Source organism: Halovibrio sp. HP20-59 (assembly GCF_033052795.2).
Classification (GTDB): Bacteria; Pseudomonadota; Gammaproteobacteria; order Pseudomonadales; family Halomonadaceae; genus Vreelandella.
This window is the reverse complement of the sequence record NZ_JAWJUW020000001.1, coordinates 375,417-392,203: the sequence shown is the minus strand read 5'-3', so window position 1 is coordinate 392,203 and position 16,787 is coordinate 375,417. Positions and strand designations below refer to the sequence as shown.

The 16,787-nt window shown below is 56.6% G+C and carries 14 protein-coding genes; 1 reads left to right on the top strand and 13 read right to left on the bottom strand.

Annotated features, from left to right (window positions below; all coding sequences use genetic code 11):
• Window positions 1-23: 23 nt before the first annotated feature.
• From RZA33_RS01850 to RZA33_RS01835, 4 genes are all read right to left on the bottom strand, one after another.
• Complete coding sequence (locus tag RZA33_RS01850; protein WP_317506140.1) at window positions 24-902, bottom strand: PA4780 family RIO1-like protein kinase; 879 nt, start codon at window positions 900-902, stop codon at window positions 24-26.
• Window positions 903-974: 72 nt separating this feature from the next.
• Complete coding sequence (gene dbpA, locus RZA33_RS01845; protein WP_416337832.1) at window positions 975-2,408, bottom strand: ATP-dependent RNA helicase DbpA; 1,434 nt, start codon at window positions 2,406-2,408, stop codon at window positions 975-977.
• Between the two features lie 87 nt (window positions 2,409-2,495).
• A complete protein-coding gene (gene ybaK / locus RZA33_RS01840) occupies window positions 2,496-2,963 on the bottom strand; it encodes a Cys-tRNA(Pro) deacylase (protein WP_317506138.1) in 468 nt (155 codons plus the stop codon).
• Window positions 2,964-3,122: 159 nt separating this feature from the next.
• A complete protein-coding gene (locus tag RZA33_RS01835) occupies window positions 3,123-3,395 on the bottom strand; it encodes a hypothetical protein (protein ID WP_317506137.1) in 273 nt (90 codons plus the stop codon).
• 532 nt (window positions 3,396-3,927) lie between these two features.
• Between RZA33_RS01835 and RZA33_RS01830 the strand changes: the two genes are divergently transcribed.
• Window positions 3,928-5,337: a PhoH family protein gene (locus RZA33_RS01830; RefSeq protein WP_317506136.1), complete on the top strand. Its 1,410-nt coding sequence runs from the start codon at window positions 3,928-3,930 to the stop codon at window positions 5,335-5,337.
• A 50-nt stretch (window positions 5,338-5,387) separates the two neighbouring features.
• On the opposite strand, the gene RZA33_RS01825 is transcribed toward RZA33_RS01830, so the two are convergent.
• The 9 genes from RZA33_RS01825 to RZA33_RS01785 form a co-directional block, all read right to left on the bottom strand.
• A complete protein-coding gene (locus tag RZA33_RS01825) occupies window positions 5,388-6,362 on the bottom strand; it encodes a YihY/virulence factor BrkB family protein (RefSeq protein WP_317506135.1) in 975 nt (324 codons plus the stop codon).
• Window positions 6,363-6,383: 21 nt separating this feature from the next.
• On the bottom strand, window positions 6,384-8,156 hold the full coding sequence (locus tag RZA33_RS01820; RefSeq protein WP_317506134.1) for a proton-conducting transporter membrane subunit: 1,773 nt from the start codon (window positions 8,154-8,156) through the stop codon (window positions 6,384-6,386).
• Window positions 8,153-9,658 (bottom strand): complex I subunit 5 family protein, encoded by a 1,506-nt coding sequence (locus tag RZA33_RS01815; protein ID WP_317506133.1) that lies wholly within the window; start codon window positions 9,656-9,658, stop codon window positions 8,153-8,155. The genes RZA33_RS01820 and RZA33_RS01815 overlap by 4 nt, the downstream gene beginning before the upstream one ends.
• Window positions 9,655-11,145 carry a complex I subunit 5 family protein gene (locus tag RZA33_RS01810; protein ID WP_317506132.1) on the bottom strand — a complete coding sequence of 497 codons (1,491 nt, stop codon included), beginning with the start codon at window positions 11,143-11,145 and terminating at the stop codon, window positions 9,655-9,657. The genes RZA33_RS01815 and RZA33_RS01810 overlap by 4 nt, the downstream gene beginning before the upstream one ends.
• A complete protein-coding gene (locus tag RZA33_RS01805) occupies window positions 11,142-11,819 on the bottom strand; it encodes a hydrogenase subunit MbhD domain-containing protein (protein WP_317506131.1) in 678 nt (225 codons plus the stop codon). The genes RZA33_RS01810 and RZA33_RS01805 overlap by 4 nt, the downstream gene beginning before the upstream one ends.
• A gap of 79 nt (window positions 11,820-11,898) precedes the next feature.
• Complete coding sequence (locus RZA33_RS01800) at window positions 11,899-12,564, bottom strand: alpha/beta hydrolase (RefSeq protein WP_317506130.1); 666 nt, start codon at window positions 12,562-12,564, stop codon at window positions 11,899-11,901.
• Between the two features lie 70 nt (window positions 12,565-12,634).
• Window positions 12,635-14,404, bottom strand: coding sequence for an SLC13 family permease (locus tag RZA33_RS01795; protein ID WP_317506129.1), 1,770 nt, complete (start codon window positions 14,402-14,404; stop codon window positions 12,635-12,637).
• A gap of 228 nt (window positions 14,405-14,632) precedes the next feature.
• Window positions 14,633-14,839, bottom strand: a complete 207-nt coding sequence (locus tag RZA33_RS01790; protein ID WP_146873326.1) for a cold-shock protein — start codon at window positions 14,837-14,839, stop codon at window positions 14,633-14,635.
• 207 nt (window positions 14,840-15,046) lie between these two features.
• On the bottom strand, window positions 15,047-16,777 hold the full coding sequence (locus RZA33_RS01785; protein WP_317506128.1) for a GMC family oxidoreductase: 1,731 nt from the start codon (window positions 16,775-16,777) through the stop codon (window positions 15,047-15,049).
• Window positions 16,778-16,787 lie beyond the last annotated feature (10 nt).

Below are 16,787 nucleotides of genomic sequence, written 5' to 3'. Positions count from 1 at the left end.
GCGCTACAACATACGCTGAAACGTTAATAAGGCTGCGGAATTTCACCATCATCGTCATCATCGTCACGCATCCGCGCCTGGCGTTCCGCCTCTTCCTCTTTGGCGTCGTCGATGACTTCCATCAGCTCATCGACGTTAGCAATATGGGTGTCGGCATCGAAGTGGCCGGTGAGCTTGCTATCCGGATGTAGTTCCCCGGTTTCATACAGTGCCCACATCTCTTTGCCGTATTCGGTAGTGAGTAGCGCCGGCGCAAACTGACCGAAGTAGTTGCGCATGTTATTCACATCGCGATACAGCATCGCGGCGGCGCTGTTATTACCGGCGGCGTCAACGGCCTGAGGCAAATCGATAATCACTGGGCCGGAAGCATCGACCAGCACGTTGAATTCCGACAAATCGCCGTGAATCAACCCTGCGCATAGCATGCGCACCACGTCTTGGATGACCTTGGCGTAGTAGGTTTCGGCCTGCTCGGGGGTCAGCGTTACCTCATCCAAACGCGGCGCCACGTTGCCTTCGGCGTCGGTGATCATTTCCATCAGCAATACACCATCGACAAAACCATGGGGCTCAGGCACCCGCACGCCCGCCGAGGCGAGCCGGTAGAGCGCGTCGACTTCGGCGTTGAGCCACGCCTGCTCTTGCTCTTTCTGGCCGTAACGGGTTTTCTTGGCCATGGCCCGCGAACGGCGGCTGTTGCGCTCTTTACGCCCCTCTTGATACTGAACGGCTTGTTTAAAGCTGCGCTGTTTGGCTTCTTTAAACACTTTGGCACAGCGTACTTCCTCACCGCAACGCACCACATAGACCTGCGCTTCCTTGCCACTCATTAACTGCACCAACACCTCGTCGATCATTCCGTCATCGACCAGGGGCTGTAATCTTTTGGGGATTTTCATGGTTAGCTGCGTCGGCTCCTCTTTACAATCTTGACCATCTGACTTGACTACTTGAACTGATTGATCAGTCGCTTAATAACGGATACGGCGAACGCGAAAAGCGCGCCCTTTTAATTTATCACGCTCGAGTTTAGCCTGGGCTTGCTGAATAGCACCGCGCTCGACGGCCACGTAAGCACTGCGCGCGAGCACCTTGATTTTGCCCACTTGGTCACCGTGCAGCCCACCTTCGCTGGTCAGCGCGCCAAGAATATCGCCAGGGCGTAGTTTATCTTTCTTGCCACCGGCTAATTGCAGTGTCGCCATCAGCGGCTCAAACGGCTCGGAATGCTGCGGTTTAGGCAACGGCTCGGTGCGAATCGGCTGTTCCAACAACCCTTCCAGTCGCTCCAGCCGATAACTTTCTTTAGGCGTCACCAGCGTACAGGCAACACCGCTGGCCCCAGCGCGCCCCGTACGCCCTACCCGATGCACGTGCACATCAAGCTCGCGGGCAATTTGATAGTTGAACACCGCGTCCAGCTGGGCGATATCCAAGCCCCGGGCGGCCACATCCGTGGCTACCAAAATAGACGCACTTTGATTAGCAAACAAAATTAGTATGCGATCGCGATCTTTCTGTTCTAGATCGCCATTGAGCGCCACGGCGCTAAAGCCAGCCTCGGTTAGCTGCTCCGCCACGGCTTGGGTCTCGCGTTTGGTATTGCAGAACACGACGCTCGTGGCGGGACGATAAGTCAGCAGTAGTTGGCGCAGGGCGTCAAAACGCGCCTCTTCATTGGCGACGCTATAGAAGTGCTGCTGAATTGTACTGGCGTCATGCACCTCGGCGACTTTCACCATCACCGGCTCCTGCATCACCCCACGGGTCATTGCAGTTAAGCCCCCTGAGGCGTGCTCGTCCGGGAAGGTGGCGCTGAACAACAGTGTTTGGCGATCTTCGGGCGTTTCGGCAATGATCGCATCCAGCGTGGCCTGAAAGCCCATGTCTAACATACGATCCGCTTCATCCAACACCAGTATCGACACCGAATCCAGGACGAGCGAGCCTTTACGCAGATGCTCATCAATACGCCCTGGGGTGCCCACCACAATGTGCGCACCGTGCTCTAGAGAGCCGAGCTGGGGGCCAAAGGGCGCGCCGCCGCAGAGCGTTAGCACCTTTACGTTGGCCACGCCACGGGCCAAGCGGCGTAACTCTTCAGCCACTTGGTCAGCAAGCTCCCGAGTGGGGCACAGCACTAAGCCTTGCACCGCAAAGCTGTCAATTTTCAGCTGCGCCAGCAGCGCTAGACCAAAGGCCGCCGTTTTGCCCGAGCCGGTTTTCGCCTGCGCCAGCACATCGCGCCCGGCCAGCATCGGCGGCAGGCTTTGCGCTTGCACCGGCGTCATTTCATGGTAGCCAAGGGATGCTAGGTTGCTCAGCAAAGCTTTCGGCAACGCTAACGAGGAGAAAGAGGAGTCAGACACGATATTACCTTGCTTGGGCCGCCGTGGAGCGGCCATCAGAAATACAGCGTGCGCCCGCTGGAGGGCAGGTGACGCACAAACGTTACCGCACCATACCAGAAAGTGCTTCTAACTGCGTGACTGTCACGTTGCCAGCGGTACAAAAGTCGCCTGACACAGTGTGGCGAGGTCATTTGGCGCCAGCTCAATTTCCAATCCGCGTCGACCGGCACTGACATAAACCGTGGCGAAAGCATCGGCGGAATGATCAATAAAGGTGACCAACCGCTTTTTTTGGCCTAGTGGGCTGACCCCTCCCAGCACATAGCCGGAGCTTCGCTCTACCTCTTCGGGTGCCGCCATTGCAGCCTTTTTCGCCCCAGCAGCTTTGGCGATTTGCTTTAAATTTAGTTGGCCAGTCACCGGTACAATGCCTACAGCAAGCTGTTTTCCGTCCAGCTTCACGACCAGGGTTTTAAATATCCGCTCGGCCGCAATGCTCAGCTTCTCCGCCGCTTCCAATCCGTAGGAAGGCGCACCTTCGTCGTGGGCATACTCATGAAGTTGAAAGGCAATACCTGCATGTCTTGCACGATAAATAGCCGGTGTCATGATTTTCTCTCGGTTAACGGCGTTGATACGTAGGAGTGTTATGCGGCCATATTAGTTAATAACGCGACACACAAGAGGAAGTCAACTGGACGGGAGAACAAACAAAAACGCCAGCTTAACTAACTAAGCTGGCGTTTTTGGGTGATGCCCGATTAACCGTTACTGCTTACAAGGCACCACTTTACGCAGGGTGTCTTTTGCCCAAAGCATTTGGCCATCGGGAGTTCGACCGTGTTCATTCCAGCGTTCGGCAGTTTCAAGGCAGAACGACCCAGCACTTTCAACGCTTGCATCGCGGTTAGCAGGGCGCTCACCGCCAATCCGCATGACGTCAGGGTTGTCGGTTGTATAGCTTGGAGCAATGGTAGAACTTGCACAGCCAGCGACCAGGGAGGTCAATAGCAGTACGGGTAAACAGCGGCGCAATGGCATGTTTTTATAACCCTCAACGTAGCAATAATTAGACCGACAACCATTGCCGGTAGCGCTAAATAGCACTGACTTTAATAGAACGTCAATCTTTTTTCACACGCCTCAACCAGCGATCAGGTCAAGGCTGGCAACCGGCCCAGACTCAGCCTTGTACACCGCTGCTCCAGCTGTTCACAATTTTATGATCAGCTGGATATCCACCACTCGAAAGCTACCCTCCCGAGCTAAGCGAATATGGACACGCGGATAAGGCCATCACGTTAGACGAATAGTTCACCATAATAATGTGATGCACTTCTTAGCTTTCCAGAACTGATACCCAGTACTAATCCAGGGCTAATGCCCAGGATTGGCTGACACAGCGTTGAAATAATTTAAGTGGCGAAAAACGCCAAAGCCTTCCAGGCTAGTAAAAAGTGCATCATAAGGAGACGCCAGGACACGCCATTGAAAGACACAGGCAAGTGTCATCTGGGCGTAATACGCACCTGCCAGTGTCGAAGTTGCCGTCAACCAAGGAGTGATTCCAACGATGGTACGACTCGATAAGAAAGCCACTCGGCTGTACGTGCTGGACACTAATGTCCTCATTCATGACCCTGCTGCGCTCTACAATTTCGATGAGCACGGTGTGGTAATTCCCATGACCGTTCTAGAGGAGTTGGATAAGCATAAAAACGGTATTCGTGAAATCGCCCGCACTGCCCGCCAAATTAGCCGTACTCTTTCTGACCTCACTAGCCACGTCACCTTTGATGAAATTCAGCGCGGCATTCCTATCCCTCGCATCAGCGGCGAATCAGGACGCCTACATTTCCTATGCTATAACGATTTAAAACTCTTCGACGCCCTCGACGACAGCCCTGATAACCGCATCCTGGCGGAAACCTGCCGCCTACGCGAAGAACGCCCCGATGCTTCGGTCATTCTAGTCACCAAAGATATCAACCTGCGCGTTAAAGCCGCCGCACTGAAAGTGCCGGTTGAGGATTACCTTAACGACCGCGCCTTCTCCGACAGCGATGCCATGATTGAAGGCGCACAGGTCTACGCTAGTGCAGGCCAAAATGGCGCGGGATTATGGGAAGGCCTTAACGTTGATGTCAGCGTGGAGCGTCTGGATCACCACACTTTCTACCAACTCAGCGGCGCTATGCCCCGCCACTGGCATGTGGGCATGCTGGTGTCGGATAGTGAAAACGGTGCGGAGTTTGAAGCGATTATTCGCGAACTGGGCCCCTCTTCAGCCCGCCTTCAGCTGCTCACTAACTACCGCCACCATGCCGGGGTTTGGGGGGTTCACGCCCACGATAGTCGGCAAAACTTCACCCTGAATCTGCTAATGGACCCCGAGATTGATCTGGTCACTATTGCGGGCAACGCTGGCACGGGCAAAACCTTTATGACCCTGGCCGCCGCCTTTCAACAAACGCTGGATGCCAAGCTATTTGAACGCATTGTGTTTACCCGCGCACCGATCCCCATGGGCGAAGATATCGGCTTTTTGCCCGGCACCGAAGAGGAGAAGATGTCACCGTGGATGGGCGCCTTCCATGACAATATGGACAACCTGCTGCGCAATGAGGAAGGCGATTCCAGCTGGGATAACGGCGCAACGCGGCAGCTCATTGGCTCGCGGGTGCAAATACGCGCGCCAAGCTTCATGCGTGGTCGCACGTTGAACGATACCTTCTTAATCATCGATGAGGCGCAAAACTTCACCCCCAAACAGCTTAAATCGCTGGTCACCCGGGCGGGACGTAATACCAAAATTGTCTGCTTGGGCAACGTTGGGCAGATTGATACCGCCTACCTCACCGCCAATACCTGCGGCATGGCCGCCGTGGTTGAACGCTTTCGCGACTGGCCTCACGCGGGCCATATCACTCTGAAAAGTGTTGAGCGTTCGCGCTTGGCGCTGGCCGCAGAAGAGCTGCTTTAAGTCTGTTTTTTCAACCAATCACCTTCCACCGCTGGCTAGGGTGGAAGGTATTACTCGCTATCTGACCCACGCCACGGTTGAGGGCTGCCGATGGTATCCGCTGCAAATGCTTCCCGCTCGCCCAGAGGGCGAGGGTCACCCACTGTGGTATCGCTGTAGGTTTGACGTTCCATTTCGCTGTTTACTTCGGCGCCGAACAACACCACAAAAGCCGACAGCCAAAACCATAGCATCAGTGCAACCACTGCGCCCAACGACCCATAGAGCTCGCTAAACGCTGAGAAGTGGCGCACATACAGCGACAGTCCGCCGGAGCCTAATAGCCACATCCCCGTTGCCAGCAGCGTGCCATAACTTAACCACCGCCACTGCGCCGAACGCCGATAAGGCGCGAAGCGATAAAGCAAGGCGATCAGCATGCTCATCAGAATCAATAACGCTGGCCAACGCAGCCACTTAAGGATTCTGTCTAACGGCGGTTCAATCATTAGCGTATCGACTACCACCGGCACGATGGCGATAAAGGCAAGCGAGATTAACGTCATAATAATCAGACCAAAGGTCAGCGCGACCAACACTACCCCGCGGTGAATGACGCCACGCTTTTCGATTTCACCATTCACCACGTTGAGACCAATCACCAACACCGCCACGCCCTTTGAGGCAATAAACATCGCTACCAGCAGCCCGGCTAAAGCCCCCAGAACGCTTCCAGACTCCGCGCTCTCAACGACCTCTTGCGCCTGCTGGTCAATCAAATTGGCGGCATCCGGCGGCATAAAGCGGCTGATTTCATATAGCTGCTGGCCTGCCTCAGAAGGATCAAAGAGCAATCCCCACAGTGAAATTACCGCCGCGATGGTTGGAAACAACGCCAGTAAGGCGTAAAAAGCCACACCTGCGGCAAGCATGGTAAGCCGGTCACGCCGAGCAGCACGCACCACACGCCAGGCAATATCGTGCCAGCCACGTTTTGGTATCTCGCCGGGCACTTCGGCGTGGCGACCGCGAGCAAATTTACCCATCATGCTTTCCTGACAGTCGACTCATCGTTGACCTTCCCACATAAGTAACGCCGCAAGCAGCACGGCAAGCACCATCATCAAACCACTGGCATGGTGGCGCATCCAGGGCTCGGCAGCCAACAGGCGGGGTAAATACCCCATTAACGCCTCTTCTGCTTGCTTTGATGCTAGCACGCAAGCCGCTTTTACCCTGCCGCAGCCGCGCGCGATGAGCCGCATCGGCACCAACAAAGCGCTGGTAACCCCGGCATACAGCCACCAAAGATCCCCCGCTGGGGGCGCTTTAGCGTTGACGTAGCGCAGCAACACGCCGCCGACGGCGACTATCACCACGCCCACCGGAAGCGGCCACATAATCCCTAGCCACTCTTTCAACGGCGGCATCGCGACACTGCCAGCAGGCAGCGGTAGCCATAGCGGTGTTGCCAGCGCGGCGGCGATACCCGCCAGCCAAGCACCCCACTGCCAGCGATTACTGCCCCCTTCATGTCGCTGCTGCCACTGGCGCCAAATGGCAACGCCCACCAACGCTGCCGTGCCCACCGCCGCCCAGCTGAGCAGCTTAATCAGCGTCTCATGATGCATTTCGTAGAGCGGGCTTTTCACGCCCCATTTAGCGACCATCCCCGCGCCAATAGCGCCAGTGAGGGAAATGCCCGGCAGTGCCAGCAGCGGCCAGATTAATGCTCGTGGCCAGCGGGGTAAGTGTTCGCTAATACTGGTGCCCATAAACAGCGAACCTTTGGCCAGCGCATGGTGGGCAGCAAACAGTACCACCCCCGGCCACAGCAGCGGCCATACCGCGGGGGCGACCAAGCCCGTCGCCACCAGCGCCGTCATCATGCCCATCTGGCTGATACTGGAGTAGGCTAAAACGGCTTTAGGGTGGCGCTGGAACACGCCATACAGCGCGGCGCCGAAGGCTGCCGCCAACCCGGCCACCAGAATAACCTGACCCAACTGGGTCAATGATGCTGAAATGCCTTCTTCGCCTAACGGCAATACGCTAATCCACCCCAGCAGGCCCGCCTTAATCATCGCCCCGCTAAGCACCGCGCTAGCGGGGGCAGGGGCCGCCGGGTGCGCCAGGGGAAGCCATACGTGTAAACCAATGACACCGGCTTTCACGCCCAAGCCCAAGCACAGCAAGGCGGCCATCCATGCGCCGTGCTCGGCGGTCAGGATGCTTTCACGCACGCCTTGCAGTGTTAGCGTGTCGGCCTCCCCGGCAGACCATAGAAAACCGCCTAGAATGAGCCCTTCACCCACCACGGCTAAAATCAAATAAGCCCTGGCCCCTAGCCGAGCCTCCTCTGTCCCGGTATGCACCACCAGGGCATAAGCGGCGAAGGTCATCAACGCAAAACCGAGATAGAAGCTGGCGATATCCTGGGCAATAATCAGCAACACGTTACCCAACAGGGTCAGCGGCCAAAGCAGCGCTAAACGCATCAAACGTCGCTGGGCGGCTTGATCACCGGCCTGGGCTTGCGCCTGCTCTGCCGCAAAGTAGCCTCTGGCGTGTAAGGCCGCCACACTCCACAAAAGAGCCGTAAACGCCAGCCAAGGGCGGCTTAGCGCGTTTAGCTCCCATTCACCGCCTAGCATCCAGGCATCGATGGTCCACTGGGCTTCGCCGCCGTAGGCCAGCAACAGCGCTGGCCAAGCGGCGCTTAGCCAACGTACAGAAAAATAGTCACGCCGTGCGCTTGGGGTGCGGTAGGTCTGCCATATCACCACCCCAGCGACCCCCAGCGGCCACAACAGTGACAGTGCCAGCAGCAGCGTCATCATGGCAGGTACTCCCCAGTGGCGACGCGGGTCGCCCAATCCAGCGGGCTAAACGGCATTCCCGCCAACAGCCCCGCACCAAGGCTCGCCAGAGCGGTAAACACCATGGGCCAAAGTAGCCAGCCGTGGGTTTCTAAGCGGCCTAAGCGCTGCTCTTTGGGCCACTGACCTTGTCCATGCGCAGGCCCTAAACGGAACCAGAGGCGGTGAACAATAGGCAGAAAATACATCGCGTTGAGCGTACTGCTGACGACGAGCACGACCACCACCCAATACATCTCAGCGCGAATAGCACCGATCCCCAGGTACCATTTAGTGATAAACCCGGCCACCGGTGGTAGCCCAATCATGCCCAAAGCGCCGACGGTAAAGGCAATGCTGGTCAACGGCATACGCTTACCCGCGCCGTCCATTTCATCGATGCGATGAATGCCCAACTCCTCAGCGTAGTTGCCTGCACAGAAGAACAGCGTCACCTTCATTAAGCCTTGATGGAGCAAATGCGCCAGCGCGCCAATAGTACCAAAAGGACCAAACAGGCCAATACCCAGAATGATGTAAGAGACTTGGCTAACGGTGGAAAACGCTAACAGCGGCTTGAGTTCCTCTTGTGCGAGGGCACGCAACGAGCCATAAATAATCGTAATAGACGCCGCGACGGCCAGTGCCGAGATGACACCTAACTCAATGCTCAGCTGAATACCGAATAAATCGTACACCACTCGCAAGATACCGAAGGCACCGGCCTTCACCACGGCCACCGCATGCAGCAGCGCACTCACCGGCGCGGGCGCTACCATTGCGCGGGGCAGCCACCCATGCAGCGGTACCATGGCCGCTTTGACTGCCAGCCCACCGACTAGCAGGGCGAATATCAGCGTTAGCAGGCCACGGTGATCGTTAAGATAATCGCCTAAACCCTCTTCGGATGAGAAGGATTGGTCGCCGGTCAGGTAGTGCAGCAACACGGCGCCCAGCAGCAGCACCACGCCAGCGCTTAACGTATAGCGCAAATACACACGCCCCGCGTTGAGCGCTTGCTGGGTACCGTTGTGAACCACCAAGGGGTAGGTGGAGAGCGTCAACATTTCGTAGAAAATCAGGAAGGTGAATAGGTTATCGGCCAACGCAATACCTATCGTGCTGGCGACACATAGGCTGAAGAAGCCGAAAAACCGCTTTCTATTGGCCGAGCCTTCCAGGTAGCCGATCGCATAAATCGTGGTGCACAGCCAGAGCAGTGACGATAACCCGGCGAACATCACCCCTAGCGCGTCGGCCCGCAGTACGAAATCAACCCCACCCACGACTTGAAAGCTGAAAATATCTTCGCGACCGGCGGACACCCGTCCCACCATCAGCATCACAAGGATGACTTTAATCACCGCCGCCAGTAAGTTAACGATGGTGCGCGGCCGCCGCGCGTCTTCAGGTAACGAAAAAATGATGACGACCACCAGCAGCGAGGTGGCTAAGGTGGTGACCGGCAACCACGTGGCATTCATACCCCACCTCCACGCATTAGCGCTAAGGGAAAGTGGGCCAACAAGCCCAGTGCAAACGCCGTTAAAGCGAGAGCCAACGCAATCAAATCCATGCCCGGCGCCAGCGGTTGGTAATGATGGCGCGGCGCCGAATCGTCAAACGAGTAGCGAAACATGCGAAACACATAGGCCGCAGTTAGCAGCGTGCCGACTAACAGCGCCGCCACGGCCCACCACTGCTGGGAAATCAGCATCGCCTCTAGTAACAACCACTTGGCAGTAAAACCGGAGCTAGGCGGCAAGCCCATTAGCGTCACTGAGGCAACGCCAAATATTAACAGCGAGAGCGGCAAGCGACGGCTGGTGCCCGCCAAGCCTTTGAGCGTGCTCTCCCCGGTCGCAAAGATTAAGTTACCGGCAGCCATGAACATTGCCGCTTTGGCAAAGGCATGGCCGAGCAACTGCAGCCAAAAGCCCTCCCAGGCTAAGGCACGGGGTAGCGGTGCAATATCCGGCCCCAAAAGCAGCGGAAAGACCACCATCAAATAACCCAGCTGGGCCACCGTTGAGGACGCCACCAAGGTTTTCAATGAGTCGGTGCGCCACGCCAATAGCCCGCCCCACACAATCGCCAGCATGCCCAGCCAGGCAATGACCCGCGGGGCGTAAAACGTACCGGGCAGCAGAATGCTCCACAGCTGCAGCAGCATAAACAGCGACGCCTTGATGACCAGCGCGGCATGCAGCGCGCTAACCGGGGTCCAGGCACTGCCATGTACCGGCGACAACCACCCATGCATGGGGAACAGCGCAGCTTTTAAGGCCAGTCCGGCGCCCATCAGTGCAGCGGCAATCCACGCCACCGGCCCAGGTTCGACCACTGCCGCCAGGCCCTGCAGGTCCAGCCGCCCCCACTGCCCCAAAATTAGCGCCACTCCTAGCAGGTAAGCCAGCGACCCCACCAACGCCAGCAGCAAATAGCGCATGCCCGCCACCAGCGCCGCGACCTTTCCCGATAGCAACAGCATACCCACCGCTGACAGCCCCATCAGTTCAAGCGCCACGTAGAGCGTTAGTAAATCGCTGGCGAGCCAGATCAATGAGAGCGCGCTGAGCAGCACGCCCATCAACGGCCACAGCCAGCGCGACAGCGGTTGTGGCTCGCCTAAACGCAACGAGCCAGGAGTGTAAAGCGCGGCGGCAACGCCAATCCACTGGGTGGTTAGCAGCAACAGCACGCTGAGCCCGCTTAAACGCAGCGATAGGCTGACGCCTGCCACCTCCCACTGCCAACGCAGCAGTCCTGCCTGGTCATAAGCAGATAACAATACCCACCCAGACACCAATACCGGCAGGCTGGCCAACGCCACAGGCCACATCCGTTGAGGCGGAAAAAGTGCCGCCAGCATGCCCAGCAGTAGCGGCAAGCCAAGCGCGGCTGACAGCGCCCAATGCGTGCTGACAAGCGGCGTAAAGGTGCTCTCAAATAGCCCAAAACGCCAGATCATGTAGCGTTCTCCTTGGGGTTGCCATCACGCAAGGCATCGACGCCCTCCAGATGCAGCAGCTGCCTAATCAGCAAGGCGCCTAGCATCGAGCCTAACCATGCAATGCATAGCCCAACGGTAATCAACGCTTGAGCAGTTGCCGAGGTGCCCGCCACGCCAGCCAATAGCATAAACACCCCGGAGCCGAGAATATTGAAGGCTAGCAAACGGCGCAGTACATGACGGTGTAACGCAAAGGCGCCCAGCGCGCTGGCGGTAATCATGACCCCTGCCAACAGCAGCGGCTGCTCATCGGGTGAATAAACCATGTCAGTGATCACATAGCGGATCGCCGCGCCAACCATCACAAACCAAGCCAGCGCCAGCAACAGACGTGCGAACGCCCGCGTCCAAGGCTCGTTAAAGCTATCGCGTTCTAGAGGAGAGGAAACGCCGGGAAAGAATCGGCCCAGGGCATAAAAAAAGCAAAGCCCGGTGAGTACCGCCCCCAGCAACAGTTCAACGGCGGCTAGCCAGGGCGCACCTAGCTGCCACCAGGCCAATGTCATGGCCAGGGCAAAGGCCACGAAGAAACAGCAAGCGCGTACTAAGTGGCGATCAAACAGGCAGGCCAGCGCCACGACGGTTAAGCCGAGCGCTAACAGCGTTTCTAGAGCATCAAAGGAGGCTATCATTCGTTTTCGCTACATCCTTGCATCGGGCACGAATAGGCATTGACTGTGCCTGCCTTTTACCTACTTGTCGACGCGGCCTTTAGGCTAAACGAGCGCTCAACCACTTACCAATATCGTTTACCTGCTGAGGGCATAGCGCGTGGGCCATGGGATATTGGCGATAGTTGACCGCAAAGCCCATCTCTTTTAAGCGATCTGCGCCGCTGCGCCCCAGGCTTTCCGGCACAATCGGATCAAAGTTGCCGTGCTGCACTTCGATAGGAATCTGACGATTGGCTTCCGCAAGGTCGATATTGTCGGCGGTGGCAAAGTAGGTCGACATCGCCAACAAGCCGCCCAGCGGCGCGGGGAACGTCAACGCGGCGTGGTAGGCAACCGCGCCCCCTTGGGAAAAGCCTGCGACAATGATCCGCTGGCTGTCGATGCCTTGATCAATCTGCTCTTGAATCAGGGCCTGAATGCGCTCGGCCGATTGCTTGAGCTGGCGCTCATCGACCCGACGCCCCAGATCCATCGCAAGAATATCGTACCAAGCGGGCATCACCATGCCGGCATTAATCGTCACTGGCAGGCGTGGCGCATGGGGCATGATAAAGCGTACGTGGGAATCTTTAGGCAGCGCTAACGCGGGCACCAAGGGTTCAAAATCGTGCCCATCCGCACCTAAGCCATGAATAATAAACACACAGGCATCGGCGGGTTGACCATCTTTGGGCTCAATAATCAGTTCGCCAGGAGCAGTCATGAAATCCAGTTCCTTATCTGAAAAGCGCCACACTAGCGCAATCCTGCGTTAACCGCGAGTGATTGAGCGCTTAAAATGGCCACACTAGCGGTATCAACACCAATGCTATGGCACCGGTCAGCACATTCAAACCACACCCCAAGCGCAGAAAATCGCTGACCTTATAGCCACCCGGGCCATATACCATTAGGTTGGTTTGGTAGCCTATCGGTGTTAAAAAACTGGCCGAGGCGGCAAACATGACGGCCACCACATAAGGCATCGGGCTCACCCCCAAGCTTTCCGCAGCACTCATTACCACCGGGAAGATAATCACCGCCGCCGCGTTATTAGTCACAAGCTCCGTGAGCAGGGCGACGACAACATAAGTACCTATGAGTAGCAGCAGCGGATTACCCGCCACTAAGGTTAGCAATCCCCCGCTAATGACGTCAGCCGCGCCAGAGCTTTGCAGCGCCGCACCTACGCCAAATGAGGCGGCAATGGTGAGTAACACTTGCGTATCCAAGCCACGCTTAGCAGCGCCCACTGAACAGCAACCACTGAGTAGCGCCAACGCAGCTCCCAGCATGGCAGCGTTAAGCATACTGATCACATCCAAGGCTGCGAGCAGCACGGCACCCAACAAAATGCCCCACGCCAACGGAGCTTTTTCATGTACCGGCCGCGCCGCACCATTGAGCTCGCTAATCAGCAGAAAATCCCGCGACTGACGGTGGCGCTCGATAAACGGCGGCCGCGCTTCGAGTAACAGCACATCAGCGGACTGCAGGCGCACCTGACCAAGGTTGCCCTTTACGCGTTCGCCACCCCGGCAGATCGCCAATACAGCCGCGCCATAAAGCGTTCTAAAGCGGCCATCGCGAATACGCTGGCCAATAAACTGGCACTGATTTGAGACCACCGCCTCTACCAAGCGGCGCTCTTTGAACTCTTTCTCCAAACTCGACGTGTCGTCTCGGGAGGGAATTAAGCCACGAATTTGCTGCAACTCCACCGCCGCATCAGAGGTACCTGCAAACACCAGCCGATCGCCACCTTTAAGCTGCTCGCCGGGCCCAACGACGCTGACCACGTTGCCTGCGCGCTCAATTTCAACCAGAAACAATTCCTGCAGATGGCGTAGTCCCGCCTCTTCAACGGTACGATCCACCAGCACTCCTGCCGGGTCGACCTCCATTTCGATAGTGAACTCGCGTGGGTTGGCAAACGCATTGGCCAGACCCTCCCTAGCAGGCAACAAACGCGGCCCCAACAGGACTAGATAAGCAAGTCCTGCGATTGCCACGGGGACACCTACCCAGGCCAAATCCAAAAGGCCCATACCAAGATCAGGGTAGCGCTCCAGCAGCAGTCCATGTACTACCAAGTTGGTGCTGGTACCAAATAGCGTAATGGTGCCGCCTAGGATAGAGGCAAAACTAAGCGGCATCAGCAGCCGCTGGGGAGACAAGCGCAGCCGACGGCTCCAGCTCATGACCGCAGGGATATAGGTAGCGACAACCGGCGTATTATTGACAAAGCCGCTAAGCGTAGCCACCGGTAGCAGCAGACGAACCAACGCGCCTCGCTCGCTTTTTGGCCGTTTGAGCACATAGCGAATAATCAGATCGATACCGCCAGTTTCGCGAATGCTGGCCACCAGTACGTACATAAACGCCACGGTAAACAGACCGCTATTGGAGAACCCACCCAGCGCTTGTTGTGGGTCAATCACGCCCAGCGTCATCAGGCCTATCACCGCACCCAGCAGAATAATATCCGGCCCCAGGCGTGAAAACGCCATCAGCGGGAAAATGGTCAGTACCACGCCCACTGCTATCCAAGCATCCAGCGACATTACTAATGCATCCCTAATCAATGATCAGGCGCTATTGTGATGCCATTGGCATATTCTAAAAAGTTATTTTTAGAAACACTTAAAGATCAAAAAGGAATATAGGGATGTGAGGCAAGCACTGAGTGCCAAGTCTGATCGTATAAACGCAGAAAACCCCGCACTTGGCGGGGTTTCCTGGTCAATCAACGCTAAAACTAAGCGTTAATTGCTAACAGCTAAGTAAAAGAATTAACTTTCTACTTTGATGTTAGAAGCCTGAAGGCCTTTTTTACCCTGGGTGACGTCGAAGGAAACCTTCTGGCCGTCTTGCAGAGATTTGAAGCCTTCAGCTTGAATTTCAGAGAAATGCGCGAACAGGTCGTCGCCATTATCGTCAGGAGAAATAAAGCCGAAACCTTTAGTGTCGTTAAACCACTTAACTGTACCAGTTGCCATGATCGAAATCCTCGATATTGCTAATTAAAACCGGGAAATACCCGAATTGCAGTGGGTAAAACAAGAGACTTTCACCAGATTTAACGCTAGAGGCGCTTCTAAATACTGCTGACAACGTTCGACTTGCTAACCGACTGAACATATTTTGCGCTTAACTACCCCATCACGTCAACACCCCCATAAAACGCTGACTAACAACGCTTGCGCTTAGGCGCGCTCCAACGCCTGACTGCCTTCTGCCAGTATCCAACCCGCCGCTTTCTCCGCGATCATCAAGGTGGGTGAGTTGGTATTGCCGCTGGTAATAGTTGGCATAACACTCGCATCGGCGACTCTTAGCCCCATGATGCCGCGCACGCGTAGCCGTGCATCGACCACGGCCATAGCGTCATCTTCGCGGCCCATGCGCGCGGTGCCAACGGGGTGAAAAATCGTCGTGCCGATATCACCGGCCAGCCGCGCTAGCTCGTCGTCGCTCTGGTACTCAAGGCCTGGCTTTACCTCTTCCGGCGCGTATTTCGCAAACGCCGGCTGCTCGGCGATGCGCCGCGTCACTCGCAGAGAATCTGCCGCCACCTTGCGATCTTCGGGCGTACTTAAATAGTTGGGTGAAATTGCCGGCGCTTGACGTGGGTCGCTGCTTTTAAGCCGCACCGTGCCGCGGCTGGTGGGGTTGAGGTTGCATACGCTGGCGGTAATTGCCGGGTACGGATGCAACGGCTGACCAAAGGCTTCCAGGCTTAGCGGCTGCACGTGGTACTGAATATTGGGATGCAGCAGGTCCTGCGTACTGCGCGTAAAAGCGCCCAGCTGTGAGGGGGCCATACTCATCGGCCCTGAGCGTTTGAGCAGGTACTCCAGCCCTATTCCCGCTTTCCCCCAAAGCGTGCTGGCCATGGCATTGAGGGTTTTGCCATGGGTGATTTTATACACCGAGCGAATCTGCAAGTGATCCTGCAGGTTTTCGCCCACGCCGGGCAGGTCGTGGACGACCTCAACGCCGTGTTCGCGTAGCAGCTCACCCGGCCCAACACCGGAAAGTTGCAACAAGTGCGGCGTACCGATAGCCCCGCTACAAAGCACTACTTCTGCGCTAACCCCCTCCTTCTTACTCAACACAGCGCGTTGGACGTTACCTCCGCGCTCTAGCTCAACGCCCGTGCAGCGTGGTGTGCCCGCCTGCACCTCAAAAAGTAGCCGATTGACCTGAGTGGAGTGCCATAGCGTTAAGTTGTCGCGCTTGAGCGCGGGGCGCAAAAATGCCTTAGCGGTATTCCAGCGCCAACCTGAGCGCTGGTTGACTTCAAAATAGGCCACGCCCTCATTGCAGCCACGATTAAAATCATCGCTGCGCGGTATGCCCGCCTGCACGGCGGCTTCGGCGAAATCATCCAACACCTGCCACTTAAGGCGCTGCTTTTCGATTCGCCATTCGCCACCGTGGCCGTGAAAATCCCGGTGTTTTGCGTCTGCATCCCCGCCCTTATCCAAGCGGTAATGGTCTTCGTGTTTGATAAAGTCAGGCAGGCAGTTCTCCCAGCGCCAAGCGTCGTCGCCGGTGATTTTTGCCCAGTGATCATAGTCCCGCGCTTGCCCGCGCATATAAATCATGCCGTTGATACTGGAGCAGCCGCCCAGGGTTTTCCCGCGCGGGTAAATCAGCGAACGACCGTTAAGCCCTTTATCAGGCTCGGTGCGAAACAGCCAGTCGGTACGCGGGTTATTAATGCAGTAGAGGTAACCCACTGGGATATGGATCCAGTGGTAGTTGTCGCGGCCGCCCGCTTCTATCAACAGCACCTTATGCTTGGGGTTGGCGCTGAGTCGATTGGCCAGCAGGCACCCAGCGGTGCCCGCACCTACCACGATATAATCAAATGCCAAGCTAGCTGATGACACTGACTGTTTTTGTACTTGTTGTGAATGCTGCTGAATCATGTGCGAGATC

Bases quoted from the DNA above. Each gene is read 5' to 3' on its own strand.
- RZA33_RS01790 (WP_146873326.1), bottom strand. From the start codon at position 14,839: ATGGCAACTGGTACAGTTAAGTGGTTTAACGACACTAAAGGTTTCGGC.
- RZA33_RS01830 (WP_317506136.1), top strand. From the start codon at position 3,928: ATGGTACGACTCGATAAGAAAGCCACTCGGCTGTACGTGCTGGACACT.
- RZA33_RS01825 (WP_317506135.1), bottom strand. From the start codon at position 6,362: ATGGGTAAATTTGCTCGCGGTCGCCACGCCGAAGTGCCCGGCGAGATA.
- RZA33_RS01835 (WP_317506137.1), bottom strand. From the start codon at position 3,395: ATGCCATTGCGCCGCTGTTTACCCGTACTGCTATTGACCTCCCTGGTC.
- RZA33_RS01820 (WP_317506134.1), bottom strand. From the start codon at position 8,156: ATGATGACGCTGCTGCTGGCACTGTCACTGTTGTGGCCGCTGGGGGTC.
- RZA33_RS01785 (WP_317506128.1), bottom strand. From the start codon at position 16,777: ATGATTCAGCAGCATTCACAACAAGTACAAAAACAGTCAGTGTCATCA.
- RZA33_RS01850 (WP_317506140.1), bottom strand. From the start codon at position 902: ATGAAAATCCCCAAAAGATTACAGCCCCTGGTCGATGACGGAATGATC.
- RZA33_RS01795 (WP_317506129.1), bottom strand. From the start codon at position 14,404: ATGTCGCTGGATGCTTGGATAGCAGTGGGCGTGGTACTGACCATTTTC.
- RZA33_RS01805 (WP_317506131.1), bottom strand. From the start codon at position 11,819: ATGATAGCCTCCTTTGATGCTCTAGAAACGCTGTTAGCGCTCGGCTTA.
- RZA33_RS01815 (WP_317506133.1), bottom strand. From the start codon at position 9,658: ATGAATGCCACGTGGTTGCCGGTCACCACCTTAGCCACCTCGCTGCTG.
- RZA33_RS01800 (WP_317506130.1), bottom strand. From the start codon at position 12,564: ATGACTGCTCCTGGCGAACTGATTATTGAGCCCAAAGATGGTCAACCC.
- ybaK (WP_317506138.1), bottom strand. From the start codon at position 2,963: ATGACACCGGCTATTTATCGTGCAAGACATGCAGGTATTGCCTTTCAA.
- RZA33_RS01810 (WP_317506132.1), bottom strand. From the start codon at position 11,145: ATGATCTGGCGTTTTGGGCTATTTGAGAGCACCTTTACGCCGCTTGTC.
- dbpA (WP_416337832.1), bottom strand. From the start codon at position 2,408: ATGGCCGCTCCACGGCGGCCCAAGCAAGGTAATATCGTGTCTGACTCC.